The 23,901-nt window shown below is 70.1% G+C and carries 23 protein-coding genes and 4 pseudogenes; 14 read left to right on the forward strand and 13 right to left on the reverse strand.

From position 1 onward, the window contains the following. Positions 1-12: 12 nt before the first annotated feature. Entirely contained in the window at positions 13-1,074 is a 1,062-nt protein-coding gene (locus MTP03_RS03150; RefSeq protein ID WP_371820950.1) for a class I adenylate-forming enzyme family protein, read from the reverse strand. Continuing rightward, complete coding sequence (locus tag MTP03_RS23310; RefSeq protein WP_371820869.1) at positions 1,068-1,490, reverse strand: AMP-binding protein; 423 nt, start codon at positions 1,488-1,490, stop codon at positions 1,068-1,070. Before MTP03_RS23310 ends, MTP03_RS03150 begins: the two co-directional genes overlap by 7 nt. Positions 1,491-1,666: 176 nt before the next feature. On the opposite strand from MTP03_RS23310, the gene MTP03_RS03155 reads away from it, so the two are divergent. Beyond that, a complete protein-coding gene (locus MTP03_RS03155; protein ID WP_248490686.1) occupies positions 1,667-2,449 on the forward strand; it encodes a hypothetical protein in 783 nt (260 codons plus the stop codon). Continuing rightward, positions 2,424-2,960: a CdaR family transcriptional regulator gene (locus MTP03_RS03160; protein WP_248490689.1), complete on the forward strand. Its 537-nt coding sequence runs from the start codon at positions 2,424-2,426 to the stop codon at positions 2,958-2,960. Before MTP03_RS03155 ends, MTP03_RS03160 begins: the two co-directional genes overlap by 26 nt. A 97-nt stretch (positions 2,961-3,057) precedes the next feature. On the opposite strand, the pseudogene MTP03_RS03165 reads toward MTP03_RS03160, so the two are convergent. Further along, positions 3,058-4,016 (reverse strand): annotated as a pseudogene (locus tag MTP03_RS03165) (IS481 family transposase). A 205-nt stretch (positions 4,017-4,221) separates the two neighbouring features. Here MTP03_RS03165 and MTP03_RS03170 point away from each other — a divergent pair. Continuing rightward, positions 4,222-5,028, forward strand: a complete 807-nt coding sequence (locus MTP03_RS03170) for an SDR family oxidoreductase (RefSeq protein ID WP_248490691.1) — start codon at positions 4,222-4,224, stop codon at positions 5,026-5,028. An 8-nt stretch (positions 5,029-5,036) separates the two neighbouring features. On the opposite strand, the gene MTP03_RS03175 is transcribed toward MTP03_RS03170, so the two are convergent. The 4 genes from MTP03_RS03175 to MTP03_RS03185 all read right to left on the reverse strand — a co-directional run bounded on the left by MTP03_RS03175 (position 5,037) and on the right by MTP03_RS03185 (position 7,806). After that, on the reverse strand, positions 5,037-5,411 hold the full coding sequence (locus MTP03_RS03175; RefSeq protein WP_248490693.1) for a DUF2255 family protein: 375 nt from the start codon (positions 5,409-5,411) through the stop codon (positions 5,037-5,039). A gap of 12 nt (positions 5,412-5,423) precedes the next feature. Then, entirely contained in the window at positions 5,424-5,558 is a 135-nt protein-coding gene (locus tag MTP03_RS22550; RefSeq protein WP_256465211.1) for a hypothetical protein, read from the reverse strand. Then, positions 5,555-6,778, reverse strand: coding sequence for an IS110 family transposase (locus tag MTP03_RS03180; protein ID WP_248489267.1), 1,224 nt, complete (start codon positions 6,776-6,778; stop codon positions 5,555-5,557). The genes MTP03_RS22550 and MTP03_RS03180 overlap by 4 nt, the downstream gene beginning before the upstream one ends. 218 nt (positions 6,779-6,996) lie before the next feature. Further along, entirely contained in the window at positions 6,997-7,806 is an 810-nt protein-coding gene (locus MTP03_RS03185) for a helix-turn-helix domain-containing protein (protein ID WP_248490695.1), read from the reverse strand. 151 nt (positions 7,807-7,957) lie between these two features. On the opposite strand from MTP03_RS03185, the gene MTP03_RS03190 reads away from it, so the two are divergent. Then, the gene (locus tag MTP03_RS03190; RefSeq protein ID WP_248490697.1) at positions 7,958-8,875 is read left to right on the forward strand and encodes an alpha/beta hydrolase; all 918 of its coding nucleotides are present in this window, start codon (positions 7,958-7,960) and stop codon (positions 8,873-8,875) included. Between the two features lie 84 nt (positions 8,876-8,959). Here the strand turns inward: MTP03_RS03190 and MTP03_RS03195 are convergent, their stop codons facing one another. From MTP03_RS03195 to MTP03_RS03220, 6 genes and pseudogenes are all read right to left on the reverse strand, one after another. After that, the gene (locus tag MTP03_RS03195; RefSeq protein WP_248490706.1) at positions 8,960-9,637 is read right to left on the reverse strand and encodes a nitroreductase; all 678 of its coding nucleotides are present in this window, start codon (positions 9,635-9,637) and stop codon (positions 8,960-8,962) included. Between the two features lie 32 nt (positions 9,638-9,669). Further along, entirely contained in the window at positions 9,670-10,122 is a 453-nt protein-coding gene (locus MTP03_RS03200; protein ID WP_248490708.1) for a MaoC family dehydratase, read from the reverse strand. A gap of 8 nt (positions 10,123-10,130) precedes the next feature. Then, a complete protein-coding gene (locus MTP03_RS03205; RefSeq protein WP_371820951.1) occupies positions 10,131-10,898 on the reverse strand; it encodes a MaoC family dehydratase N-terminal domain-containing protein in 768 nt (255 codons plus the stop codon). 132 nt (positions 10,899-11,030) lie between these two features. Next, positions 11,031-11,776: pseudogene (fabG, locus tag MTP03_RS03210) on the reverse strand (3-oxoacyl-ACP reductase FabG). An 11-nt stretch (positions 11,777-11,787) separates the two neighbouring features. Next, a complete protein-coding gene (locus MTP03_RS03215) occupies positions 11,788-12,624 on the reverse strand; it encodes a CoA ester lyase (RefSeq protein ID WP_248490709.1) in 837 nt (278 codons plus the stop codon). After that, positions 12,621-13,786 (reverse strand): annotated as a pseudogene (locus tag MTP03_RS03220) (acyl-CoA dehydrogenase family protein). Before MTP03_RS03220 ends, MTP03_RS03215 begins: the two are co-directional and overlap by 4 nt. Before the next feature lie 176 nt (positions 13,787-13,962). On the opposite strand from MTP03_RS03220, the gene MTP03_RS03225 reads away from it, so the two are divergent. The 10 genes and pseudogenes from MTP03_RS03225 (at position 13,963) to MTP03_RS03270 (ending at position 23,866) form a co-directional block, all read left to right on the forward strand. Beyond that, positions 13,963-14,427, forward strand: coding sequence for a MaoC family dehydratase (locus tag MTP03_RS03225; RefSeq protein ID WP_248490710.1), 465 nt, complete (start codon positions 13,963-13,965; stop codon positions 14,425-14,427). Between the two features lie 57 nt (positions 14,428-14,484). Then, positions 14,485-16,425: an AMP-binding protein gene (locus MTP03_RS03230; RefSeq protein WP_248490712.1), complete on the forward strand. Its 1,941-nt coding sequence runs from the start codon at positions 14,485-14,487 to the stop codon at positions 16,423-16,425. Between the two features lies 1 nt (position 16,426). Continuing rightward, positions 16,427-17,590 carry an acyl-CoA dehydrogenase family protein gene (locus tag MTP03_RS03235; protein ID WP_248490713.1) on the forward strand — a complete coding sequence of 388 codons (1,164 nt, stop codon included), beginning with the start codon at positions 16,427-16,429 and terminating at the stop codon, positions 17,588-17,590. Positions 17,591-17,631: 41 nt separating this feature from the next. Next, positions 17,632-18,744 carry a CaiB/BaiF CoA-transferase family protein gene (locus MTP03_RS03240; protein ID WP_248490714.1) on the forward strand — a complete coding sequence of 371 codons (1,113 nt, stop codon included), beginning with the start codon at positions 17,632-17,634 and terminating at the stop codon, positions 18,742-18,744. 42 nt (positions 18,745-18,786) lie between these two features. Beyond that, positions 18,787-19,577, forward strand: a pseudogene (locus MTP03_RS03245) (enoyl-CoA hydratase/isomerase family protein). Beyond that, positions 19,574-20,740 carry a CaiB/BaiF CoA-transferase family protein gene (locus tag MTP03_RS03250; RefSeq protein ID WP_248490715.1) on the forward strand — a complete coding sequence of 389 codons (1,167 nt, stop codon included), beginning with the start codon at positions 19,574-19,576 and terminating at the stop codon, positions 20,738-20,740. Before MTP03_RS03245 ends, MTP03_RS03250 begins: the two are co-directional and overlap by 4 nt. Continuing rightward, the gene (locus MTP03_RS03255; protein WP_248490717.1) at positions 20,737-21,090 is read left to right on the forward strand and encodes a GntR family transcriptional regulator; all 354 of its coding nucleotides are present in this window, start codon (positions 20,737-20,739) and stop codon (positions 21,088-21,090) included. The genes MTP03_RS03250 and MTP03_RS03255 overlap by 4 nt, the downstream gene beginning before the upstream one ends. After that, a complete protein-coding gene (locus MTP03_RS03260) occupies positions 21,078-21,404 on the forward strand; it encodes an FCD domain-containing protein (protein WP_248490719.1) in 327 nt (108 codons plus the stop codon). The genes MTP03_RS03255 and MTP03_RS03260 overlap by 13 nt, the downstream gene beginning before the upstream one ends. A 75-nt stretch (positions 21,405-21,479) precedes the next feature. Continuing rightward, entirely contained in the window at positions 21,480-22,637 is a 1,158-nt protein-coding gene (locus tag MTP03_RS03265) for an acyl-CoA dehydrogenase family protein (protein WP_248490721.1), read from the forward strand. Then, on the forward strand, positions 22,637-23,866 hold the full coding sequence (locus tag MTP03_RS03270; RefSeq protein ID WP_248490722.1) for an acetyl-CoA C-acetyltransferase: 1,230 nt from the start codon (positions 22,637-22,639) through the stop codon (positions 23,864-23,866). The genes MTP03_RS03265 and MTP03_RS03270 overlap by 1 nt, the downstream gene beginning before the upstream one ends. The last annotated feature ends 35 nt before the right edge of the window (positions 23,867-23,901 follow it).

Below are 23,901 nucleotides of genomic sequence, written 5' to 3' on the forward strand. Positions count from 1 at the left end.
GACGATGCTGGACTACTGGTGCGGGGCGTGGGCGGTCGGCGCCGGGGGTGCGGTGCGGCCGCGCAGCGTGGGTTTGTCGAGTTTGCCGACGGGATTCTTCGGCAGGCTCGACAGGATCGTGATCTGTGCGGGCAGTTTGTATTTCGCGAGTCGAGAGGCGGCGTGGGCGAGGACCTCGTCGGCGTCGATCGAACCGCCGGGGACCGGTGCCACGAACAACACCGGCACCTCCCCGAACCGCGGGTCCGGCCGGCCGACGACGGCGGCCTCGGCGACCTGCGGCAGCTGGTAGATCACCGCCTCGATCTCCTTGGGGTAGATGTTCTCGCCGCCGCGGATGATGAGGTCCTTGGCGCGGTCCACGAGGGTGAGGTAGCCGTCGGCGTCGAGACGGCCGATGTCGCCGGTGCGGAGCCAGCCGTCGACGAGCGTCGTCCGGGTGTCCTCGGGGCGGTTCAGGTAGCCCCGCATCACGTTCGGGCCCGCGATGAGCACCTCGCCGGGCTCCCCGGCCGGCAGCTCGGCACCGTCGGGACCCACGACCCGCACGGTCACGCCGGGGATGGCGGGCCCGACGGTGCCGGCCCGGCGCGGCCCGTCGAACGGGTTCACCGTGGCCACACACGTGCATTCGGACAGGCCGTAGCCCTCGACGAGGGGGAATCCGAAGCGCTGCTCGACTTTTGCGAGCAACTCGACGCTCGCCGGGGCGGCGCCGCAGACGCCGTACCGGATCGACGCGGTGTCGGGGCGGACGTCGGCCGGCAGGTCGGCCAGCATCTGGTAGATGGTCGGGACGGCCGAGAAGTACGTGGGTCGCACCCGCTCGACCTGCGCGAAGAACGTCTCCGCCCGGAACCGGCCGGCCACCGTCGTGCGGCCACCGGCCAGGAGCGGTGACAGCGTCCCCACCACGATCCCGTTGGCGTGGAACAGGGGCAGGATCAACAGGCTGTGGTCCGCGGGGCCGAGCCCCAGGGCCGCGATCACGGAGATGCACTGCGCGGTGAGGTTCGCGTGATCGAGGCGCACGCCCTTGGGGCGTCCCGTCGTCCCGGAGGTGTAGATCAGCAGCGCGAGATCGTCGTCCTGGGGCGCCGCGGGCGGTGCGGGGAGGCGGCCGCGAGGTCCGCGGCGAGCAGGAGCGGGGCACCGAGTTCCTCGTCGCGGGCGTTGTCGGTCACCAACACCGCCGAGCCGGCGTCGGTCACCTGGTAGCGCACCTCGTCGGCGGTCAGGGCGGGGTTGATCGGGGTGACGGCGGCGCCGAGCCGCCACGCCGCGAAGAGCGTGACGATCAGGTCGGCCGTGTTCGGCAGCAGGACGGCGACCACGTCGCCCCGGCCCACGCCGCGGGCGGCGAGCGTCGCCGCTGCCCGCGCCGTGACCTCCTCAAACGCGGCGTTGTCGTAGCTCGCGCGGTCGTCTGCGATCGCGGGGGCCGACGGTGCCGTGCCCGCCCGGTGGGCGGGGAGGAGTGCCAGGTGCATCGGAGGGGGCCTCTCGGTGGGCGGGAGTTGTGCTCATCGATGAATCTAGGCCTCAGTGATGGAGGTCACATCGTCCGCGACGCCCAAGGTTTCGGTTCGCTTTGTCGGCTGCGGACAACGATCGGGTTCCGCGGATCCGCGATCACCGACGGTGCGCGGGGCTACGCTCGGGCGTCATGCCCAGTAGTGAGCGTTCCGCCGCGTCCACGGCCGCCGCCGAGGTGATCGTCCGGATGGAGCCGCGCGTCGCCGAGGTGACCGATGCCGTGCGGGACGTCATCCTGGCCCAGATCCCGGAGCTGCGCGGCGACACGCAGTTGGTCCAGCTGCTGCGCGCCAGCGTCGACGGCAACATCGTGACGATCTTCGCCGCGATCCGGCACGGCATCGACGTGGCCGGCGTGACCGCGCCCGTGGCGGCGCTGGAGTACGCGCGCCGCCTCGCCCAGCACGACGTGACCCCGAACGCCCTGGTCCGCGCGTACCGCCTCGGCCAGCAGGAACTGCTGCGCCTGGTGTTCGCCGAGGTCCGCGCCGGCGGCCTCGACGCCGATACCGCGCTCGAGGTCTTCGAGGCCACCTTCACCGCGACCTCGCAGTACATCGACTGGATCTCGGAGCAGGTCATCGAGGTGTACCGGCTGGAGCTCGACCGGTGGCGGGAGAGCCGGGAGCGGATCCGGGGCGAGCAGATCCGCCGGATCCTCGCGGACGGGGCCGACGCCCGCGGCACCGAGCCGCGCAGGGTCGACGAGCTGAGCACTGCGCTGCGCTACCCGCTGCGCGGGCACAGCCTGGCCGTCATCATGTGGTACCCGCAGCCGGTGCTCGAGCGGGGCGAGCTGATCGGCATGGAACGTTTCCTGCAGTTCGCGGCGAAGAAGCTCGGCGCCGCCGCGCCCCGCTGTTCGTGGCGAACGACCGGCAGACGGCGTGGGGCTGGATCCCCTGTCCGGTAAGGCGGTCGACGGTGCCGTGGACGCGCTGCGCCGGTTCGCCGACGCCGACGATCAGGCCCCGTCGCTCGCCATCGGCGCGGTGCGTCGCGGCATCGAGGGCTTCGCCCGTTCGCACGTGCTCGCCGGTGACGCCCGCGCGGTGGCGCTGCGCGCGGCGGGGGAGGGGCGGGTCACCGTCGCCGCGGACGACGCCGGTGTGGCGATCGCGGCGATGCTCGGGGGCGATCTCACCACGGCCGACGTCTGGGTCCGCGAGGTGCTGGGGCCGCTGGCCGAGCCCACCGAATCCGATGCCCACCTGCGACATTCGCTGCAGGTCTTCCTGGAGGCGGGGTCGAGCTTCACGGCGGCGGCGCCGCTGCTGCACCTGCACACGAACACCGTGAAGTACCGCGTGCGCAAGGCCCTCGAACGCCGTGGCCGCCCGCTCGAGGACGGCCGGCTCGACGTGGAGATCGCGTTGCTGCTATGCCGGCGGTTCCCGGCGATCATCGGACCGCACTGGCGCTGACCTGCGCGGTTCCCCGCGACCGACAAACGTGTGGCCGGGTTCGGTCCCTTCGGGACATGGGCGCGGCACCTGTCGACCTCCTAGCTGTACCCGGCCGTCACGTTGGTAGCAGGCGGCTGGTCGGCGGGTGGCCTCCGAGTGCGCTGTGACGGCGTTCAGTGTTGTAGAAGGTCAACCACGGTGCAAGGGCTGAGGTGCGGGCATCGCCGCTGAGGTAGACGCGGCGATAGGCCCACTCGGTCGCCAAAGTCCGGTTGAACCGCTCGACCTTGCCGTTCTGCCACGGGCAGTGGGGTTTGATGAACTTCTGCTTGATGTCGTGCCGGGCGCAGACAGCGCGCAGTGAGTACCGGTAGGCCCAGGCGTTGTCGGTCATCAGCCGCTCGATTCGGGTGATGCCGTGCGCAGCGAAGTAGGCGATGGCTCGTTCGAGGAACGCCGCGCAGGTGATGCCCTTCTCGTCGGGCAGGACCTCGCTGTAGGCCAGGCGGGAGTGATCGTCGACGACGGAGTGGATGTAGTCGTAGCCGAGCTTGACCTTCCGGTCGCGGGCGATGCTGCCGCGGCCGTGCGCCCGCCACCCTCCACCATCAGGATCCGGCCGAGCTTCTTGACATCCATGTGCACGAGTTCGCCTGGACGGCAACGCTCATACCGCTTGGCTGTCTGTTTGGACGAGCGGATCACGTCGCCGGTGATCGGATCACACTCCCGCAAGTACGGCACCTTGTGCCGCCGCAGGATCCGAGAGACGGTCCTCGCGGGCACCCCGACCTTCGGGCCGAGGACATCCGGGCCGTCCCGATGTTCGGCACGCGCTCGGAGAACATTCTGCTCGACCTCGTCGCTGGTCTTGGTCGGCATCGTGTGTGGCCGCGAGGACCGCGTGACAAGACCCGCGTCGCCTTCAGCGGCGTGGCGGTCGATCCAGGTCTTGACGCACTTGCGGGACACGCCCATCGCCGCCGCGATATGGGCTTGACGCCAGCCGGCCTGATGCCGCTTGATGATCAGCCGCCGACCATGAACGGTCAGCCGGGCACTACCGTGGGACACGAGAACCTCCGAGTTGGTGTGGGCCTTAGACAAGCCACATCCCACTCGGAGGTTCTCCCTCGTTCAACCAGCCACGCCGCTACCAACGTGGTGGCCGGGTACACCTAGCGTGGGCGGCAGAGCCGAACGCGACGGAAGGAACACCAGGTCAGCCTCCCTCATCTCCGAGCCGGGCCCCGGGGCGTTCGCGGGCCGCACCGTCGTCATGTCCGGCGGGAGCCGCGGCATCGGGCTGGCGATCGCGGTCGCGCTCGCCGAACGCGGCGCGAATCTGGTGCTGCTGGCCAAGACCGACGATCCCGACCCGCGGCTGCCCGGCACCATCCACACCGCCGTCGCCGAGATCGGCGGTGCCGCCGGCCGCGAGGGGGCCGCCGTCGGCGTGGTCGGCGACCTTCGCTCCGACGACGACATCGCCCGCCTCGTGGCGACCGCCGGCGACCGGTTCGGCGGCATCGACGTGTGCGTCAACAACAACGCGAGCGTGCTGAGCACGATCCCCACCGCCGAGATCACCATGAAGCGCTACGACTTGACGCAGCAGGTGAACACACGCGGCACCTTCGCACTGACCAAGGCGTGCCTGCCGCACCTGGAGCGGGCCGAACAGGGGCGGGTGGTCACGTTGTCGCCGCCGCTCAACCTGTCGCCCGACTGGCTGGGCCGCTACCCGGCGTACATGCTCGGCAAGTACGGGATGTCCTTGCTCACCATGGGATTCGCGGCGGAGTTCGCCGATCTGGGCATCGCCGCGAACTGCCTGTGGCCGGAGACCACCATCGCGACTGCGGCGGTGCAGAACCTGCTCGGCGGCGACGAGGCCACGGCGCACGCGCGGGAACCGCAGATCATGGCCGACGCGGCGGCGGTGCTGCTGGCCCAGCCGCTCTCGGTCACGGGGCGGTGCTTCCTCGACGCCGAACTCGTCCGCGCCGCCGGCGTCGCCGACCTCGGCCCCTACGGCGGGCAGGACCCGATCGACTACGACCTGTTCGTCGATCCGCCGGCCTGAGCGGCGGATCAGGCGGGCGGATCCAGGCGCACCGTCGCGGAGCGTGCAGGTTCGGTGACCATGGTGCGCAGGGCGTCTGCGCCGCCGCGGTACTTGGTCTCGAATCCCTCGTCGACGAGGCGCTGCACCTCGTCGGTGGTGTCCGGCACCAGCGTCACATCGGCTTCGAGGCCGTTCGCGCGCACCCGCGCGACGCCGGTGATCCGGGCCCACTTGTACCAGCCACCGTCGACCCCGAAGGCCGAGCGGACGTACACGGCGTCGCCGACGGGGACCGACCAGATCGGCACCCAGCGGCGGAGCGTGCCGTCCTTGCGGTAGCTGCTGATCTCGATCTCCTGGGCCTGGCGGAGGGCGGTTGCGAGGTCGGGTCTGAGGGTCATTGTTGTAGTCTCCTATCGGTTTTCGAGGATATTGGTGGGCTGGTCGGCGACCAGCGAGGACAGCAGGCGCAGGGCGTCGGCGGCCGGCGAGGCGGGTTCCGGGGCGAAGGCGTATAGGGTCAGACATCCCTGGACGTTGAGTGTCAAGCAGCGACGGGATGTCGGTGGGCCCATGCGACTGCCGAGTCGTATTGGGCACCGTGGATGAGGCAGCCGTGGAGGATGCCGACGAGGCGGTTGGCGAGCTGGCGCAGGGCGGGGTTGTGCTTGAGGCCGCGGGCGCGGAGCTGGTCATAGTAGGTCTTCGCGTCTGTGTCGTGCAGCAGGGCGCAGGAAGCCTGCAGCTGGAGCGCGTCGATGAGGCGGTCGTTGTGCACGTATCGGGCTGCGACGACTCTCGTTTTGCCGGACTGTTTGGTGATCGGGCTGGTCCCGGCGTAGTTCTTGCGCGCTTTGGCGCTGCGATAGCGGCCGGGAGCGTCCCCGAACTCGGCGAGCACCCGGGCACCGAGGATCGGTCCGAGGCCGGGCTGGCTGCAGATGATCTCAGCGGCCGGGTGCCGGCCAAAATGCGCCTTCACCTCCTCTTCGAGGACGGTGATCTGCTCGATGACCACACCCAGCACTGCGACCGAGGAACGCACCGAAGCCGCATACGCGGCGGTGACCACAGCAGGTTGCCCGAGGTGCTCGCCGCGCAGGATCTGCTGCACCCGAGCCGCTTTGGCGTCCTTGTTACGGCAACCCTTGAACATCGGGAGGATCTGCCGCGGTGTGAGTTTCGCCGCCGACCCAGGATCGGGTGCCTTGGCCAGCAACGCCAGAATCGGGCGGCTGGTCAACGCCAGGTCCAGCTCCGAACAGAGGATCAGGATCGCGGGGAAGTACTCCCGCAGAGCTGATCGCAGTCGCAGCATGTGTCGGGTGCGGTCCCAGATCATGCTCTGATGCGCGCGGGTGACGACCTTGACCGCCTCGGAGATCTCCGAGTCCCGACCGGCCTCGAGGAGCTGATGCCGCCGCACCCGGACCATGTCGGCCAGGGCGTGCGCATCACCCTTATCGCTCTTCGCGCCGGAACTGGACAGGATCTCCCGATGCCGATGCGCCTGCCGCGGATCAACCCCGAACACCCGGTACCCGGCGGCGATCAGAGCGTTCACCCACGGGCCCCGGTCGACCTCGATGCACACCAGCACGTCAGCGGCTTCACCGTCCTCGGGCAGGAACCGGCCGACGAGTTCACCGAACGCGGTGATGCCCTCGATACCCTCCCGCAAACGGGCGCGGCGCAGGACGCGGCCGTGTTCGTCCTGGACCTCCACATCGTGATGGTCCTCAGCCCAATCGTCTCCGATGAACAACATTCCCGACACCTCCCTTGGCTGCAACAACACGGAACTTGCTCCGGCAGCCCTGCCGGGGAAGGTAAGTCGCGGACTAATGGACCAGTACTCACACACCTGCCGAGCAGGGCCGGCACGACATCCCAGCAGCGATCGACCTTTCCTGGCGCACCGCTGGGGGCACGATCTGACCCAAGGGCTCGAAGGCCCAGTCCGCGAGAGTGCTCACCCAGCAGCGGCTACCAGTTGCCAAGTCTGCCGAACATCGATCCAAGCTGACCGGCACTTCCCATTAGTCCGCCGGATCCGGAGATCTCGAGCGCTTCGAACGACAGCGCCATCTCGCCCACCGCCTCATGCCGGAATCGCTTGGCGCCCCGCCGATGTGCCACCACCCGGTGTGCGGCCCACTTGGTGCGGAACTCATCACTGGCGGTGGAGAGCTCGCCCACGAGCCCCGTGAGTGACTTCGCCTGCGGGTCCGCGGCTGCGGCTGCGCGCAGCATGGCGACGGCATCGTCCGCGGCGGTGTTCCAGTCCGGGAACGTCCGGTCGGCATCCGGATCCAGGAACAGGAACCGCGCCGCGTTGGCCCGGCCGACGGTGCCGGTCACGGGCGCGTAGAGGGCGAGGCCGAGCGCATTACCCGCCACGAGATCCAGGTTCGGTGCCAGGATCACCGCCGGCACGGTGACCATCGAGTCGAGGATCGCCTGCAGGGTCGGGCTGACCGAGGCGCGGGCCCGAGGTGCACGGCGGGAGGGCTTGGTCGAGGCGGCGCGTGTCAGGGTGAGGAAGTGCTCGGCCTCCACGTCGTCGAGGCGCAATGCGCGGGTGATCGCGTGCAGGATGTCCTCGGAAACGCCTGCCACCCTGCCGCGTTCGATCTGGATGTAGTACTCGGCGGACAGGCCGGCCAGCATCGCGACCTCCTCGCGACGCAGGCCCGGTACGCGGCGGCGGCCGGCCGACGGCAGCCCCACCATGTCCGGCGTGATCCTTGCGCGCCGCGTGGTGAGGAAGTTCTTGATCCCCTGCGCGATCTCCATATCTGCAGGCTACGCATCGTCCAGGCGCCGAGACAGGTGCTGCCGGTACCCCCGATGACGGGCCTCTGTTGCGGGATGTGTGGGCCCGGCATCGTGGGTATCACCGAACGAGCAGAGCGCTCGGAAGACAGCACCTGAAGGAGAAGAACTCATGACCGCAGTCACCTTCGACAACAACGGCATCACGATGGCCGGCGAGCTGAACCTGCCGGACGGCTTCGACGCCGCGAGGACCTACCCCGCGCTGGTCGTGGTCCATCCGGGCGGCGGGGTCAAGGAGCAGACCGCCGGCCTGTACGCTGGCAAGCTGGCCGAGGAGGGTTTCGTCACCCTCGCGTACGACGCGTCGTACCAGGGCGAGTCCGGCGGCGAGCCGCACTTCCTCGAGGACCCGGCGGCCCGGGTCGCGGACATCAGCGCCGCCGTGGACTACCTGCAGTCGCTCGACTACGTGGACGCCGAGCGGATCGGTGCCTGGGGCGTGTGCGCCGGGGGCGGCTACGCCGTGGCGGCCACCAAGGTGGACGCGCGGATCAAGGCCGTCGGCACCGTCTCCGCGGTGAACATCGGCTCGGCGTGGCGGAAGGGATGGGACGGATCCGGCCAGGACTCGGACGCGGTCGCCACCCGCGACGGTGCCTCCGGCCGGCGCACCGTCGAAGCCACGACCGGCGGCGACGCCGCGACCCTGCCGTACGTCCCTGCGGAGATCACCCCAGAGGTCCCGCGCGATATGGCCGAGGCTTCGGACTACTACCTGACGCCGCGCGCCCAGCACCCGAACGCGCAGAACAAGTACCTGTTCGCGCAGTCGATCCCGCGCATCCTGGGCTTCGATGCCTTCGTGCTGGTGGAGGACCTGCTGACCCAGCCGGTGCTCATCGTGGCCGGCAGTGAGGCCGGTTCGCTGTGGCACTCGACCGAGCTGCATGCGCGCGCACGCAGCGAGAAGAAGCTCGTCATCGTCGACGGTGCCGCGCACATGGACTTCTACGACGGCCCCGAGTATGTCAAGCGCGCCGTCGCCGAGGCGGCGCCGTTCTTCGCGGAGAAGCTCGCTTCCGCCTGATCGACCATCGTCTCGCGGGCGCGAGACGCACAACGAGGGCCCGCCGCCGGCGTGGCCCTCGTTCGTTTCCGGGAACCGGTGAGGTCAGTGATCGACCCAGGTGACGACTTCGTCGAGCCCGGCGCGGGCGGTGCGGTAGCCGTTGGCCGGGGCGTCCTCGTCGGGGTATCCGAACGAGATGCCCAGGAGCACCTTCCGGTCCTCGGGGATGGCGAAGTGCTCACGGACCAGCTGCGAGTGCCCGGCGATCGCGGCTTGCGGGATCGCCCCGAGCCCGAGGCTCCGCGCGGCCAACAGGAACGTGCCCACGTACAGGCCGGTGTCGACGGCGCCGTACAGGTCGTGGACGGCGTCGGTGGTCACGATGACGGCGTGCGGAGCGCCGAACAGCCGGAAGTTCTGTGCTGCCTGCTTGGCCGAGGCAGTCCGGTCGCCCTTGGCGACGCCCACGGCCTCGTACAGCTGCCAGCCCGATGCGCGGCGGCGCTCGCGGTACACGCCGCGGTATTCGGCGGGAGGGTCGAAGTCGAACTTCGCGTCGTGGTCGGCGGCCCAGTCCGAGAGCGCTGTCCGGAACTTCTCCGTGCCCTCGCCGCTGGTCACGATCACCTGCCAGGGCTGGGTGTTGCACCACGAGGCGGAGCGCTGGGCCAGCGTCAGCAGACGCTCGATTGTCTCGTGCGGGACCTGCCGGTCCTGATAGGCGCGGCAGCTCCAGCGGGATCGGAGCAGGTCCTCGAGGACGTCGGTCGAATCGGTCATGATGCGCTCCTTCGTGAGCGACGGAGGGGTGGCTACCGGGTGACGAGAACGAGTGTCTCGGCGATGCACGCGGGCTTGGGGCCACCCGCGTCGAGGACGAACTTCGCGGTGACCAAGGTCCCGGCGGCGTTCTCGGTGACGTCGGTGAAGGTCACCGAGGCACGCACCTGCGAGCCCATCGGCACAGGCGCCGGGAAGCGGACCTTGTTGACGCCGTAGTTGACCCGTGCCGTGCCGAAGGCGAGCTGCACCAAATCCGCGTTGAACACGGGGATCAGCGACAGCGTGAGGTAGCCGTGCGCGATGGTGGTGCCGTACGGTCCGTCCTTTGCGCGTTCGGGATCGACGTGGATCCACTGGTGATCGCCGGTGGCGTCGGCGAACAGGTCGATGCGGGCCTGGTCGACGGTGATCGGCTCGCTGGGGCCGATGGTCTCGCCGAGCAGCGAGCGCAGCTCCTCGAGACTGGAGATCGTGCGGGGCATGGCTTCTCCTAGAAGGTCAGGTCGACGGTGGCGTTCGGGCCGGCGTCCACGCCGCCGGGGCCATACAGGGCGAGCGCCGCCCCGCCGTCGGCCGGGGTGGTGACGAGCGTGGCGGCCTGGCCGCAGAACAGCGGCGCGAGGCCGCGGTGTGTGAGCGAGGTGATGGGGGCTCCGCCGGCGAGCCGGTGCGTTTCCAGGAGTGTGAGCGCCTGCAGCGGGCCGTGCACGACCAGCCCGGGGTAGCCCTCCTCGCGGGTGGCGTAGGGCCAGTCGTAGTGGATCCGGTGCGCGTTGGCGGTCGCGGCGGAGAACCGTGCCAGCAGAGAGGGATCGGTGCGGAAGCTCCACTCGGTGTCCGAGCTCCGGTGCAGCGGCGGGCCCGGGACTGGCTGCGTCACGGGCACCTCGGCCGGAGTGCTGGGTTGTGCCGCCGCGGAATCGACGGGCCGCTCCGCCGCCGGACGGTAGACGAGGTTCTGCACCTCCTCGACGGCGAGGTCACCCGAGCCGTTGAACAGCCGGTACGTGACGTCGACGATCACGAGGCGCCCCGAGCGGCCCGTCTTTTCCGCAACATTCGTCACCTCGGCCTCGCGGCGGGTTGTGGCGCCGACAGTGAGCGGCCGATGGAAGGTGGCGCGGCCGCCGGCGAACATGCGGCGCGGCAGGTCCACCGGGGGCAGGAAGCCGCCCTTGCGCGGGTGGCCGTCGGCGCCCAGCAGACCGAGGCGTTCCAGCGGGGAGTGCGACCCAGTGCCAGAGCGGAGGGAGCACATCACCGGCGCCGGGAGTCGGCAGCCCGTCGTCGAACAGTGCGGCCAGCGCGGCGACGGGATTCGGATCGATGAGCTCCTCGGTGATCTCGAGGTGCGGCTCCCAGCCGGGGAACGAGGGGAACACCGGCGCGCTCACATGAACCGCCCGCCGGTCACCTCGAGCACGGTGCCGGTCATGTACGAGGAGAGATCGGAGGCGAGGAACAGTGCGACCGAGGCGATCTCGGAGACCTCGCCAGCGCGGCCCATGGGGATCTCGGACATCTTCGCGTCCCAGACCTTCTGCGGCATGGCCTCGGTCATCGCGGTACGGATCAGTCCGGGCTGGATCGCGTTGACCCGCACGCCCAGGTGCGCGAGCCCTTCGCGGCCGCCTTGGACAGGCCGACGATGCCGGCCTTCGCGGCGGAGTAGTTCGTCTGGCCCGCGAGGCCGATCTTGCCGGACAGTGAGCTCATGTTGACGATGGTGCCGCCGCCGTTCTCGCGCATCACCGCGCCCGCCAGGCGGGTGCCGTTCCAGGTTCCCTTGAGGTGCACGTTGATCACCTGGTCGAACATTTCCTCGGTCATCTTCCGCATGGTGGCATCGCGGGTGATACCGGCGTTGTTCACCATCACGTTCACCGGGCCGAAGGCCGCGGCTGCGGCGTCGAGGGTGGCCTGCACGGCGTCGGCGGAGGTCACATCGCACTGGCTGCCGATGGCGACGGCGGACCCGCCGAGCTTCTCGGCGGCTGCCTGCGCGGCCTCCAGATTCACGTCGGCGATCACGACACGGGCACCCTCGGCGACGAACTGCTCCGCGATGGAGTAGCCGATGCCCTGCGCGGCTCCGGTGATGACGGCGGTCTTGCCCTCGAGCAGAGGCTTGGTCATGGTGTGCTCCTTCAGTTCTGGTGGTTCGCGATGCGGGCGAGGATGCGGCGGGCGCGGTCCACCACGGGCTTGTCGACCATCGTCCCGTCGACGTTGGCGACGCCGTCGCCGGCAGCCGCGACCGCGGCGACGACGCTCTCGGCCCAGGCGACGTCCGCGTCGGAGGGGCGTAGCGCGGCGGCGACGGGGCCGAGCTGCTTCGGGTGGATGCACAGCTTCCCGGCGAAGCCGAGCCGGCGCGCGTACGCGGTCTCGTCGGTGAGCAGGGCCGGGTCGTCGAGGGCTGCGGTCACCCCGTCGACGGGGCCGGGCAGCCCGGCGGCGGCGGAGGCGAGGACGAGCGCGCCCCGCGTCGGGAGCAGTGCCTCGCGGTCGACGGGATCCACGTCGATCTCGGCGCCGAGATCGAAGCTGCCGAGCGCAAGGCGGACGACGCCGGTCACGTTGGCGAGACGCGGCGCCTCGAGGACGCCGCGGGCCGTCTCGACCAGCGCGACGATCGCGGCGTCGGGCCCGAGGGCGGTGGCGAGCGTCGCGAGCTGCACCGGGTCCTGCGCCTTCGGCTGCACGATCGCGCAGCCGGTCGGGGCGGCGTCGGCGACGTCGGCGACGTACCACGGGGTGTCGGCGGCGTTGATCCGCACGGCGCAGGGATGCTCGGAGGCCCAGGCCGCGGCGTTCGCCCGCGCGGCCTCCTTGTTCTCGGGTGCGACGGCGTCCTCGAGGTCGAGGATCACCAGGTCGGCTCCGGCCGCGGCGGCCTTCGCGAACCGTTCCGGCCGGTCCGCGGGCACGAACAGCAGCGTGCCCGCCGTGCGGATCGTGCCGTCGAGGTCGGCGCTCGTCACTTCAGCGCCCTCTTGGCCTCGCGGACCAGCCCACCACCGATGATCAGGCGCTGGATCTCGCTGGTGCCCTCGTACAGGCGCAGCAGGCGGACGTCGCGGTAGATCCGCTCCACGGTCATCTCCCGCATGTAGCCGGAGCCGCCGTGGATCTGGACGGCCTTGTCGGCCACCTGGCCGACCATCTCGGTGCAGTACAGCTTGGCGACCGACGGCGAGATGCGCCGGTCCTCGCCGGAGACGTACTTGGCCGCCGCGTCGCGGGCTAGCGCGCGGCCGGCCATGATCCCGGTCTGCATGTCGGCGAGATGCGCCTGGACGAGCTGGAAGTCGCCGATCGGGGTGCTGCCCTGGGTGGTGACGGCGGCGTGCCGCACCGACTCGTCGAGGGCGCGCTGCGCGGAGCCCACCGCGAGGCCCGAGATGTGCACGCGACCGCGGGCGAGCGAGGTCATCGCGGCGCGGTAGCCGGTGTCCTCGTCGCCGCCCACGAGCGCCGCGGCGGGCACGCGGACGCCGCTGAACGAGACGTTCGACGTCCACGCGCCCTGCTGGCCCATCTTCTCGTCGTGGTGCGCGACCTCGAGGCCGGCGTGCCCGCGGGCACGAGGAAGACGGCGATGCCGGGACCGTTGCCATCGGCGGGCCGGGTGCGGGCGAAGGTCACGAACAGGTCCGCGAGTTTGGCGTTGGTGATGAAGCACTTCTCGCCGTCGATGACCCAGTCCTCGCCGTCGCGGACGGCCTTGGTGCGCAGGCCCGCCGGATTCGAGCCGGCGCCGGGCTCGGTGAGGGCGAACGAGGCGACCACCTTGCCGGAGGCGATCTTCTCCAGCCACGTCGCCTTCTGCTCGTCCGTGCCGAAGTTGACCAGGACCTGGCCGGCGATGCCGTTGTTGGTGCCGAACATCGAACGCACCGCGAGCGAGGTGTAGCCGAACTCCATCGCGAGTTCCACGTCCTGGGCGAGGTCGAGTCCGAGGCCGCCCCACTCCTGCGGGATGGCGTACCCGAACAGGCCCATGTCCTTGGCCTGCTGCCGGATGTCCTCGGGAATCGCATCGGTGTCGGCGATCTCCCGCTCGCGGGGGACGACCCGGGTCCGGATCCACTGGCGCACCTGCGCCTGGATCTGCTCGAAATCTTCCTGGCTGACCTCGGACATGTCGTTCGATTCCCTTCGTGGACGTCTCTACTAGATATAATATATTGAGACGCTGGACACAAGGTCTCGATTCGCTGAACCGGCCCGACGGTCAGGTCTTGTGCATATAATATATTTTGGATATGCTCTGGGTCACACCTGGCGACAGTCGCCGGAGAACGAGAGAGGACCGCACCATGCAGGGTTTGTACTACGAGGAGTTCGAGGTCGGCTCGGTCATCGAGCACACGGTGCGCCGCACCGTCACCGAGGCGGACAACGTGCTGTTCTCCACCATGACCCTGAACATGGCGCCGCTGCACCTGGACGCCGAGTACAGCAAGAACTCCATCCACGGGCAGCGGCTGGTCAACAGTCTGTTCCTGCTCGGCCTGGTCTGCGGCATCTCGATGCACGAGACCACCTACGGCACAACTCTCGGCAACCTCGGCTTCTCGGACATCAAGTTCGCCAAGCCCTGTTTCCACGGCGACACCATCCGCGTCGAGACCGAGATCGTGGACAAGCGCCTGTCCAAGAAGCGCGACGATTCCGGGATCGTGACCTTCAAGCACCGCGGCATCAACCAGCGCGACGAGGTGGTCTGCGAGGCCACTCGCGTGGGCCTCATGCTCACGAAGGCCTCGGGCCCGACCGCCTGATCGCTCGCGCAACCGATATCCGACGATGCGGCCGCGGCCGCGCAGGAAGGAAACGAGATGGCGGAGAACAGATCCGACACACTCGCCTGGGTCCCCACCGACGAGGTGCGCGGTCGCAGCCGGCTGCTCGCCGCGATGCGCGGCTGGAACGTCGACTCCGTCGCCGCCCTGAACGAGCGCGCCGTAGCGGACCCCGACTGGTTCTGGCGCGCCGCGGTCGCGGACCTGGACATCGAGTTCAGCAGTCCGTTCGACGCGGTGCTCGACGACTCGGAGGGGAAGCCCTTCCCGAAGTGGTTCACGGGCGGCGTGATCAACGTGGCACAGCTCGCCGCGCACCGGCACGCGAGCGGCCCGTACGCCGACAAGACGGCCGTCGTCTACGAGGGTGACGCAGGGCAGCGGCGCACCCTCACCTTCGCCGAGCTCTCTGCGCAGGTGCACGCTTTCGCGGCGAATCTCGCCGGACTCGGCGTCGAGCGCGGTGACCGCATCGTCCTGTTCATGCCCGTCGTGCCCGAGGCCGTCGTCGCCTACCTGGCCGCGGCACACCTCGGCGCTGTCGTGGTCCCCACGTTCAGCGGCTACGCACCGGAGGCCCTCGCGACCCGGTTGCAGGACTCCGAGGCCAAGGTCCTCGTCACCGCCGACGGCACCACCCGCCGGGGCAAGCCCGTCGAGATGAAGGTCGTCGCCGACGCCGCGGTCGCGATGGCGCCGTCGGTGCAGACGGTCGTCGTCGTACGGCACCTGGGCTCGGACGTGACGATGCAGGCCGGCCGCGACGTCTACTTCCACGACCTGCCCGCGGATCCCGTCCCGGTCCCCGTCGCGGCGACCGAGTCGAACGACGCGCTCGCGATCGTCTACACCTCGGGCACGACGGGCCGCCCGAAGGGGATCGTGCACAGCCACGGCGGGTTCGCCGTCAAGACGGCCATCGACTTCGGCTACGCCTTCGACGTCCACGACGACGACGTGGTCTGCTGGATCACCGATCTCGGCTGGCTCGTCGGCCCCATGCTGATGACCGGGCCGCTGCAGCTCGGCGCCACGATCGTGATGATCGAGGGCCTGCCCACGTATCCGAACGCCGGACGCATGTGGGACGTCATCAACCGCAACGGCGTCACCGTCCAGGGCATCGCCCCCACGGCCGCCCGCGCGCTGCGTGCCGCCGGCGACGAGGCGCTCGCGGACGTGCCCACCCTGCGGTCCTTCGTCTCCACGGGCGAGGCCTGGGACATCCCCACCTGGTGGTGGCTGTTCGAGGAGATCGGCAAGGGGCGCGTTCCGATCATCAACTACAGCGGCGGCACCGAGGTCGGCGGCGGCATCATCGTCGGCTACCCGTTCCTGCCCGCCGACGCGGCGGCCTTCAACGGCGCACTGCCCGGCGTGCACGCCGCGGTCGTCGATGACGACGGTCGACCGGTCGTTGGGCAGATCGGCGAGCTCGCCGTCCTGAACACCTTCCCGGGCCAGACGCACGCCTTCTGGCAGGACCGCGAACGGTACCTGGACACGTACTGGAGCCGGTTCGAAAACGTCTGGGTGCACGGCGATCTCGCCTCCGTGGACGAGCGGGGGATGTGGCTCATCCACGGCCGTTCGGACGACACGCTCAAGCTGTCGGGCCGGCGGGTGGGTCCGGCCGAGATCGAGACCTCGCTCCTGCGCGATGCGCGTATCTCCGAGGTCGCGGTGATCGGCGTGCCCGACGAGGCGCGCGGCCAGCGCGCCGTCGCCTTCGCCGTCCTGCGCGAGTCGGGCGCGGCACCGTCGGACCTCCAGGACGCGGCGACCACGAACGCCGGCCGGTCCTTCGCGCCCACGGTGTATTCCGTGGACTGTCTGCCGAAGACGAAGAACGGCAAGATCATGCGCCGCGCGATCCGCGCGCGCTTCCTCGGCGCGGACGCGGGGGACATGTCCTCGCTCGATCCCGCCACCCTCGAAGCGATTCCCGTCTACGCGGATGACAACAAGGAGAACTGATATGTCTGAAGAGACCGGCACCAACATCGAGGTCGTCCGCGAGGCGACCCGCGCCCTGGCCCGCAAGTACGACAACGACTACTGGCTCGAGAAGGACCGCAACCACGAGTACCCGTGGGAGTTCGTCAAGGCCTTCGCCGCCGGCGGCTGGCTCGGCGCGATGATCCCGGAGGAGTACGGCGGGCTCGGCCTGGGCCTGCAGGAGGCCGGCGCGATGATGGAGGAGATCGCGGCCTCCGGTGCCGGCATGTCCGGCGGCTCCGCCATCCACTTCTACGTCTTCCCGCCGGCGCCGATCGTCAAGTACGGCTCGGAGGAGATGAAGCGCAAGTACCTGCCGCAGATCGCCTCCGGCGAGATGCTGCTGGCGTTCGGCATCACCGAGCCCTCGGCCGGTGTCGACACCTCCCGCATCAAGACGAAGGCCGAGAAGGTCGACGGCGGCTGGGTCATCAACGGCGAGAAGGTGTTCATCACCAACGCCCAGAACGCGCACCGCATCCTGCTGCTCGCCCGCACCAGCCCGCGCGACGACGAGCACCCGCTGCGCGGCATGACCATCTTCTGCGCGGAGATGGACCGCGACCACGTCAGCGCCCACGAGATCGACAAGATGGGCCGCGCCGCGATCGACACCAACCAGCTCTTCATCGACAACCTCTTCGTCGCCGACGAGGACGTGGTCGGCGAGGTGGGCCGCGGCTTCAACTACATCATCGACGGGCTCAACCCCGAGCGCATCGTCGTCGGCCTCGAGGGCATCGGCATCGCCCGCGCCGCATTGGAGATCGCCACCGAGTACGCCAAGACGCGCGTCGTCTTCGATCGCCCGATCGGCAAGAACCAGGCCGTCGCGCACCCGCTCGCGGACTCCTGGATCCGCATCCACGCGGCCCGGCAGGTGGCCATGAGCGCGGCCAAGCTGTTCGACGAGGGCAAGCCCTGCGGTCCCGAGGCGGCGGCGGCCAAGTACCTCGGCGCCGAGGCGGGCTACGAGACCGCGAACCGTGGTTTCTCCACCCTGGGTGGCTACGCGTACGCGAAGGAGTACCACATCGAGCGCCTGCTGCGTGAGGTGCGGCTGCTGCCGAACGCGCCGTTCAGCCAGGAGATGGTGCGCAACTTCGTCTCGCAGCAGGTCCTCGGCCTGCCGCGGTCGTACTGAGCGCCCGCACGCAGAGACCAGGACAGAAGGGAGACGGGGACGTGACCGGACCGCTCGACGGTGTGAAGGTACTGGTGTTGGCCGGCATGGGCCCCGTGCCCTATGTCTCGATGTTGTTGGCGGACATGGGCGCCGATGTGGTACGGGTGGTGCGGCCGCCCAACCGCGCTGCCCGCGCCCTCGGCGCGACCGTGGGCCTGACCGATGAGAAGGACGTCGTCAACCGCGCCGTCGGTGCGATCGCCGTCGACCTCAAGAACCCGGAGGGCAAGGCCTCGGTGATCCGCCTGGCGGCCGACGCCGATGTCTTCATCGAGGGCTACCGGCCCGGCGTCGCGGAGCGGCTCGGCCTCGGCCCCGAGGACCTGCGTCCGCACAACGAGAAGCTGGTGTACGTGCGCCTGACCGGGTACGGCCAGGACGGCCCGCGTTCGCGCGACGCCGGCCACGACATCAACTACGTCGCCCAGTCCGGGGCGCTGCACGCCATGGCCCGCGAGGGCGAGGGCCCGCGGCCCCCGATCAACCTGCTCGGCGATTACGCCGCGGGCGGCGCCATGGGTGCCTACGGCATCGCGTGCGCCCTCGTCTCCGCCGCCCGTACGGGCAAGGGGCAGGTCATCGACGCCGCGATGGTCGACGGGGTCGCGGCGCTGACCGCCAAGCTCCAGGGGCTGCGCGCGGCGGGGCTGTACTCCGACGAGCCCGGCACCAACTTCCTGGATTCGGGCGCCCCGTTCTACGACACCTACCGGTGCGCGGACGGCGGCTACATCGCAGTCGGCGCGCTGGAGCCGGACTTCTACCGCGAGTTCATCGCCCGCCTGGGCGTGGATACGGACCAGTGGCCGGAGCAGGAGGACCGGTCGGAGTGGGCGAACCTGCGCAAGCTGATCGCCGACGCCGTGAGCGTCCGCACCCGGGACGAATGGGCGGCGGTGTTCAACGGCACGGACGCCTGCGTCACGCCGGTCCTCACCTTCGACGAGGCCGCCGTCGACCCGCACAACGCGGAGCGGGGCCTGTACCGCAGCGTCGCGGGTGTCCTGCACCCCTACCCGGCACCCCGGTTCTCCGGCACGCCCGCGCGGGACCCGCAGGCGCCCAACGGAGATCTGTCGGACGCCGCTGCCGTTGCGGCACGCTGGAACTGACCGCACCACTTCGAATCCGCATCGAACCGAGAGGACGGCGCCGTGAGCCGCTACGCCGAGTTCACCGAGCTCAAGATCGACACCCCCGAGGAGGGCATCCTCCGGATCACCCTGGACGCACCGAACCTGAACGCCGTGGGCCCCCAGGCCCATCGCGAGTTGGCGGACGTGTGGCCGGTGATCGGGCTGGACGAGTCCGTCCGCGCGGTCCTCATCCGCGGCGCGGGGAGCGGGCCTTCTCCGCGGGCGGCAGCTTCGACCTCGTCGAGGACATGATCGGGGACTACTCCTCGCGGACCCGGGTGATGCGGGAGGCGCGGGATCTGGTGCGCAACATCATCGAGGTGCCGCAGCCCATCATCTCCGCGATCAACGGCCCGGCCGCCGGTGCGGGGCTGGTCGCGGCGCTGCTCGCGGACATCTCGGTCGCCGGTCGCCGGGCGAAGATCGTCGACGGCCACGTGCGGCTCGGGGTCGCGGCGGGCGATCACGCCGCGATCTGCTGGCCGCTGCTCACCTCGATGGCGAAGGCGAAGTACCACCTCCTCACCAACGAGATCCTCACGGGCGAGGAGGCCGAGCGGATCGGCATGGTCTCGCTGTGCGTGGACGACGACCAGGTGCAGGAGCGCGCGATGGAGATCGCCCGCAAGCTCGCCGCCGGTTCCCGCGCGGGGATCCAGGGCACCAAGATGGCGCTCAACGGCTGGTACCGCCAGGCGATGCCGATCTTCGACGCCTCGCTCGGGCTGGAGTTCTACCACTTCGGCGGTCCCGACGTCGTCGAGGGCGTCACCAGCCACAAGGAGAAGCGGGAGCCGAGGTTCTCATGAGTTCCGATGTGCAGCACGGCGTGAAGCACGCGCCGCTCGAGGGAGTCACCGTCGTGACCATCGAGCAGGCCATCTCCGCGCCGCTCGCCACCCGCCACCTCGCAGACCTGGGGGCCCGCGTCATCAAGATCGAGACGCCCGGTTCGGGGGACTCGACGCGCCACTACGACTCGGTGGTCGGTGGACAGCTCTCGGCGCACTTCACCTGGCTTAACCACGGCAAGGAATCCGCAGCGCTGGACCTGAAGTCCGAGGCCGATCTGGCACTGCTGCATGGCATCCTGGCGAGCGCGGACGTCTTCGTCTCGAACCTGGCACCCGGAGCGCTCGGGCGGTTGAGCCTCGGGCCGGCCGAGCTCGCGGCGCGCTACCCGCGGCTGATCATCGTGGACATCTCCGGCTACGGCGCCGGCGGATCGTACGACCACAAGCGCGCCTACGACCTGCTCATCCAGTCCGAGGGCGGTGTGTGCGTCGACCGGCACCCGGGGCACCCCGCGAAGCCCGGCGTGCCCGTCGCCGACGTGGGGACTGCGCTGTACACGTACTCGACGGTGCTCGCCGCGCTCTACGACCGCGAGCGGACCGGCCGCGGCGCCGTGATCCCGATCGCCATGCTGGACACCATCGCCGAGATGATGGGCTTCGCCATCAACGGCGTGATCCACGCGGGCGTCGAGCCCGAACCCGTGGGCCTGGGTGCGCCGATCGTCGCGCCCTACAGCGGCTACGCGACCTCCGACGGGCAGACCGCGGTCCTCGGGACCACCAACGACCGGGAGTGGGCCAAGCTCGCGGCGATGGTCGGAAGGCCGGAGCTGGCCGACGATCCGCGATACGCCCGCAACGTCGACCGCGTCGGGGCGCGTGCCGAGGTCGACGAGGTGCTGGCCGGCTGGTGTGCGCGGCACACACTCGCCGAGATCCAGGCTCTCGCCGACGCCACGGGCATCGGCAATGCGCGCCTGAACACGGTGCGCGACCTCGTAGAGCACCCGCAGCTGCGTGAGCGCGGGCGGTGGCGCGGGGTGGGCACCCCGTCGGGCCCGGTTCCGGCGCTATTGCCGCCCGGCGTGGCCACCTCTTGGTCGGTGCGCAGCGGAGACGTTCCCGCGCTCGGGGAGCACACCGTCGCGATCCGCGCCGAGTTCGGCTCCCCATGACCTCGGCACCCGCGTCCGCGGTGAAGCTGCCGACCTCGCTCAAAACGGCGGCCATGCTGGAGATCCGGCAGATGATCTTCTCCGGCGAGCTCCGGCCCGGCGACAAGATCGACCAGGACCGTGTCGCCGACCGGCTGGGAGTGAGCCGGCTGCCGGTGCGCGAGGCGGTGATCGCACTCGATGTGGAGGGCGTCGTCGAGCTCGCCCCGCGCCGTGGTGCCTTCGTGGCGGCGCTGTCGCAGGACGATGTACGCGATCACTACGGGATCCTCGGCGCCGTCTCGGCCTCGCCGCGGCGCGGGCCGCGGCCAGGATGGGTGAGGCCGAGCGCGACGCGATGGCGGACGTGATCGGCAGGATGACCTGGGCGGAGCAGCCGGCCGACCGGGAACGCCTCAACTTCGAGTTCCATCGCGCGATCAACCGGGCCTCCGGGTCACGACGGCTGATGTCCGAGATCAAGGCCCTCGGCGCCTTCGCGCCGATCGGCTTCTACGAATCCCACGACCACTGGCACGACACCGCCAACCGGGACCATGGCGCGATCGCGGTCGCGGTGGCGGGCGGTGACTGCGCGGCGGCGCGCGCCGCCACGGAGGAGCACTTCGTGCGCGCCGGCGACCGGGCCGTCGCGATGCTGTCCGAGCGCGGATTCTGGCGCTGACGGACTGCCCGAGCGGCCAGTTGTGTCTCGCGTCACCTACTGCTATATATTTTATACACACCGAGGAGGTTATCGATGAGTCTCACCGCCGATGAACAGCAGATGGTCGATCTGGTCGCCGATTTCGTGGACCAGCGGGTCGCCCCGCGCGTCCGCGAGTTCGAGCAGGACGACATCTATCCCGAGGAGTTCATCGAGGAGATGAAGGAGCTGGGCTTCTTCGGGCTCCTCGCCCCGGCCGAGTTCGGCGGCGTCGACGTGAGCACCGAGTGCTTCTCGCGCGTCACCGAGGAGCTCGCGCGCGGCTGGATGAGCCTGGCAGGCGCCGTGGGCGGTCACTCCGTGATCACCTACCTGATCCGCACGTTCGGCACGGACGAGCAGAAGACCAAGTACCTGCCGAAGATGGCCACCGGTGAGATCCGCGCGACCATGGCGCTCACCGAGCCCAGCGGCGGCTCGGATCTGCAGGGCATGCGCACCTACGCCACCAAGGGCGAGGACGGCCAGTGGTCGATCAACGGCAGCAAGACCTGGATCTCCAACGCCGCGCACTCCAGCCTGTTCGGCCTGCTGTGCATCACCGACCGCGACGCGAAGCCCTCCCACAAGGGCATGAGCGTGATCCTGGTCGAGCCCGGCGAGGGCTTCCTCATCTCGAAGAAGCTCCCCAAGCTGGGCTACCGCGGCGTCGAGGCCTGTGAGCTGGTCTTCTCCGGCCGCAAGGTGGGCGACGACGCGATACTGGGCGGCGTGCCGAACAACGGTTGGGCGCACATGATGCGTGGGCTCGAGATGGGCCGCATCCAGGTGGCCTCCCGCGCCCTCGGCGTGGGCCAGGCCTCGCTGAACGCCGCCGTCAAGTACGCGCAGGAACGCGAGTCCTTCGGCAAGCCGATCTGGAAGCACCAGTCGGTGGGCAACCTGCTCGCCGACATGGCGGTCAAGCAGCAGGCCGCGCGCCTGCTCACCGCCGATGCGGCGCAGAAGCTCGACCGCGGCGAGCGGGCCGACATGGAGGCCGGTATGGCGAAGCTCTTCGCCTCGGAGGCCGCGATGCAGATCGCGCTCGACGCCATCCGCGTGCACGGCGGCTACGGCTACTCCAAGGAGTACGACGTGGAGCGCTACTTCCGCGACGCCCCGCTGATGATCGTCGGCGAGGGCACGAACGAGATCCAGCGCAACGTGATCGCCGCGCAGCTGATCGCCCGGAACAAGGTGGCACTCTGATGGCGGCCGTCAACGGCCTGCGCCGGGCCGCCATCGTGGCGCCGACGCGCACTGCGGTCGGGACCTTCGGCGGCGCACTGAAAGACCTCCCCGTCGAGGACCTGGGCGGCGCCGTGGTCAAGGCCGTCGTGGAGCGCTCGGGCATCGACCCGTCCCGCATCGACGACGTGGTCTTCGCGCAGTCCTACGCCAACTCCGAGGTCCCGTGCGTCGGGCGCTGGCTCGCGCTCAACTCGGGCCTGCCCATCGAGGTCCCCGGCATGCAGCTGGACCGACGGTGCGGTGGCGGGCTTCAGGCCCTCATCACGGGCGCCATGATGGTCCAGACCGGCGGCGCCGACGCGGTGCTCGCTGGCGGTGTGGAGTCGATGAGCCGGATCGAGTACTACACGACCACCAATCGGTGGGGCGCCCGCGCCGGGACCGTCCAGCTCTACGACCGCCTCGACCGCGGCCGCGAGCGCAGCCAGCCCGTCTGGCGGTTCGGCGAGATCAGCGGCATGATCGAGACCGCCGACAACCTGGCCGTGGACTACGGCATCACCCGCGAGGCATCGGATGCGTGGGCCGCGCAGAGCCAGCAGCGCGCCGCCGCCGCATGGAACGAGGGCCGTTTCGCCGACGAGGTGATCCCCGTGGAAGTGCCGCAGCGCAAGGGCGATCCGCTCGTCTTCGACCGTGACCAGGGTGTCCGTGCCGAGTCCACCGTCGAGTCGCTCGGCAAGCTCCGCGCGATCGGCACGTCGGGCACCGTCACCGCCGGCAACTCCAGTCAGCAGAACGATGCGGCCGCCGGCATGCTGATCGTGGCCGAGGACCAGCTCGACGCGCTGGGCCTCGAACCGATCGGCTACCTGACCGGATGGGCGGCCGCGGGCTGCGAGCCGTCGCGTATGGGCATCGGGCCCGTGCCCGCCGTGCAGCGGCTCGCCGCGCGCAGCGGCCACGAGTCGGCGAAGGCCCTGCTGGAGAAGCAGGACCTGGTCGAGCTGAACGAGGCTTTCGCGACGCAGGTCCTCGCCGTGCTCGAGGGCTGGGACTTCCGCGACGCGGACAGGATCAACGTCAACGGGTCCGGCATCTCGCTCGGCCACCCGATCGGCGCCACCGGCGCCCGGATGGTGACGACGATGCTGCACGAGCTCAAGCGCCGCGGCGGCGGCTCCGGCCTCGCCACGATGTGCATCGGCGGCGGCCAGGGCCTCGCGGCGACCTTCGAGAGCGCTTAGGACACAACAGAACAACTGCGGCTCGCACCGCGCGG

This window comes from Tsukamurella sp. PLM1 (assembly GCF_023168325.1).
In the GTDB taxonomy this organism is placed as follows: domain Bacteria; phylum Actinomycetota; class Actinomycetes; order Mycobacteriales; family Mycobacteriaceae; genus Tsukamurella.

Coding starts and splice junctions, on each gene's coding strand:
- MTP03_RS23310 (WP_371820869.1), bottom strand. CDS start 1,490: ATGCACCTGGCACTCCTCCCCGCCCACCGGGCGGGCACGGCACCGTCG.
- MTP03_RS03155 (WP_248490686.1), top strand. CDS start 1,667: ATGCCCAGTAGTGAGCGTTCCGCCGCGTCCACGGCCGCCGCCGAGGTG.
- MTP03_RS03170 (WP_248490691.1), top strand. CDS start 4,222: ATGTCCGGCGGGAGCCGCGGCATCGGGCTGGCGATCGCGGTCGCGCTC.
- MTP03_RS03175 (WP_248490693.1), bottom strand. CDS start 5,411: ATGACCCTCAGACCCGACCTCGCAACCGCCCTCCGCCAGGCCCAGGAG.
- MTP03_RS03180 (WP_248489267.1), bottom strand. CDS start 6,778: ATGTTGTTCATCGGAGACGATTGGGCTGAGGACCATCACGATGTGGAG.
- MTP03_RS03185 (WP_248490695.1), bottom strand. CDS start 7,806: ATGGAGATCGCGCAGGGGATCAAGAACTTCCTCACCACGCGGCGCGCA.
- MTP03_RS03190 (WP_248490697.1), top strand. CDS start 7,958: ATGACCGCAGTCACCTTCGACAACAACGGCATCACGATGGCCGGCGAG.
- MTP03_RS03195 (WP_248490706.1), bottom strand. CDS start 9,637: ATGACCGATTCGACCGACGTCCTCGAGGACCTGCTCCGATCCCGCTGG.
- MTP03_RS03200 (WP_248490708.1), bottom strand. CDS start 10,122: ATGCCCCGCACGATCTCCAGTCTCGAGGAGCTGCGCTCGCTGCTCGGC.
- MTP03_RS03205 (WP_371820951.1), bottom strand. CDS start 10,898: ATGTGCTCCCTCCGCTCTGGCACTGGGTCGCACTCCCCGCTGGAACGC.
- MTP03_RS03225 (WP_248490710.1), top strand. CDS start 13,963: ATGCAGGGTTTGTACTACGAGGAGTTCGAGGTCGGCTCGGTCATCGAG.
- MTP03_RS03230 (WP_248490712.1), top strand. CDS start 14,485: ATGGCGGAGAACAGATCCGACACACTCGCCTGGGTCCCCACCGACGAG.
- MTP03_RS03235 (WP_248490713.1), top strand. CDS start 16,427: ATGTCTGAAGAGACCGGCACCAACATCGAGGTCGTCCGCGAGGCGACC.
- MTP03_RS03250 (WP_248490715.1), top strand. CDS start 19,574: ATGAGTTCCGATGTGCAGCACGGCGTGAAGCACGCGCCGCTCGAGGGA.
- MTP03_RS03255 (WP_248490717.1), top strand. CDS start 20,737: ATGACCTCGGCACCCGCGTCCGCGGTGAAGCTGCCGACCTCGCTCAAA.
- MTP03_RS03260 (WP_248490719.1), top strand. CDS start 21,078: ATGGCGGACGTGATCGGCAGGATGACCTGGGCGGAGCAGCCGGCCGAC.
- MTP03_RS03265 (WP_248490721.1), top strand. CDS start 21,480: ATGAGTCTCACCGCCGATGAACAGCAGATGGTCGATCTGGTCGCCGAT.
- MTP03_RS03270 (WP_248490722.1), top strand. CDS start 22,637: ATGGCGGCCGTCAACGGCCTGCGCCGGGCCGCCATCGTGGCGCCGACG.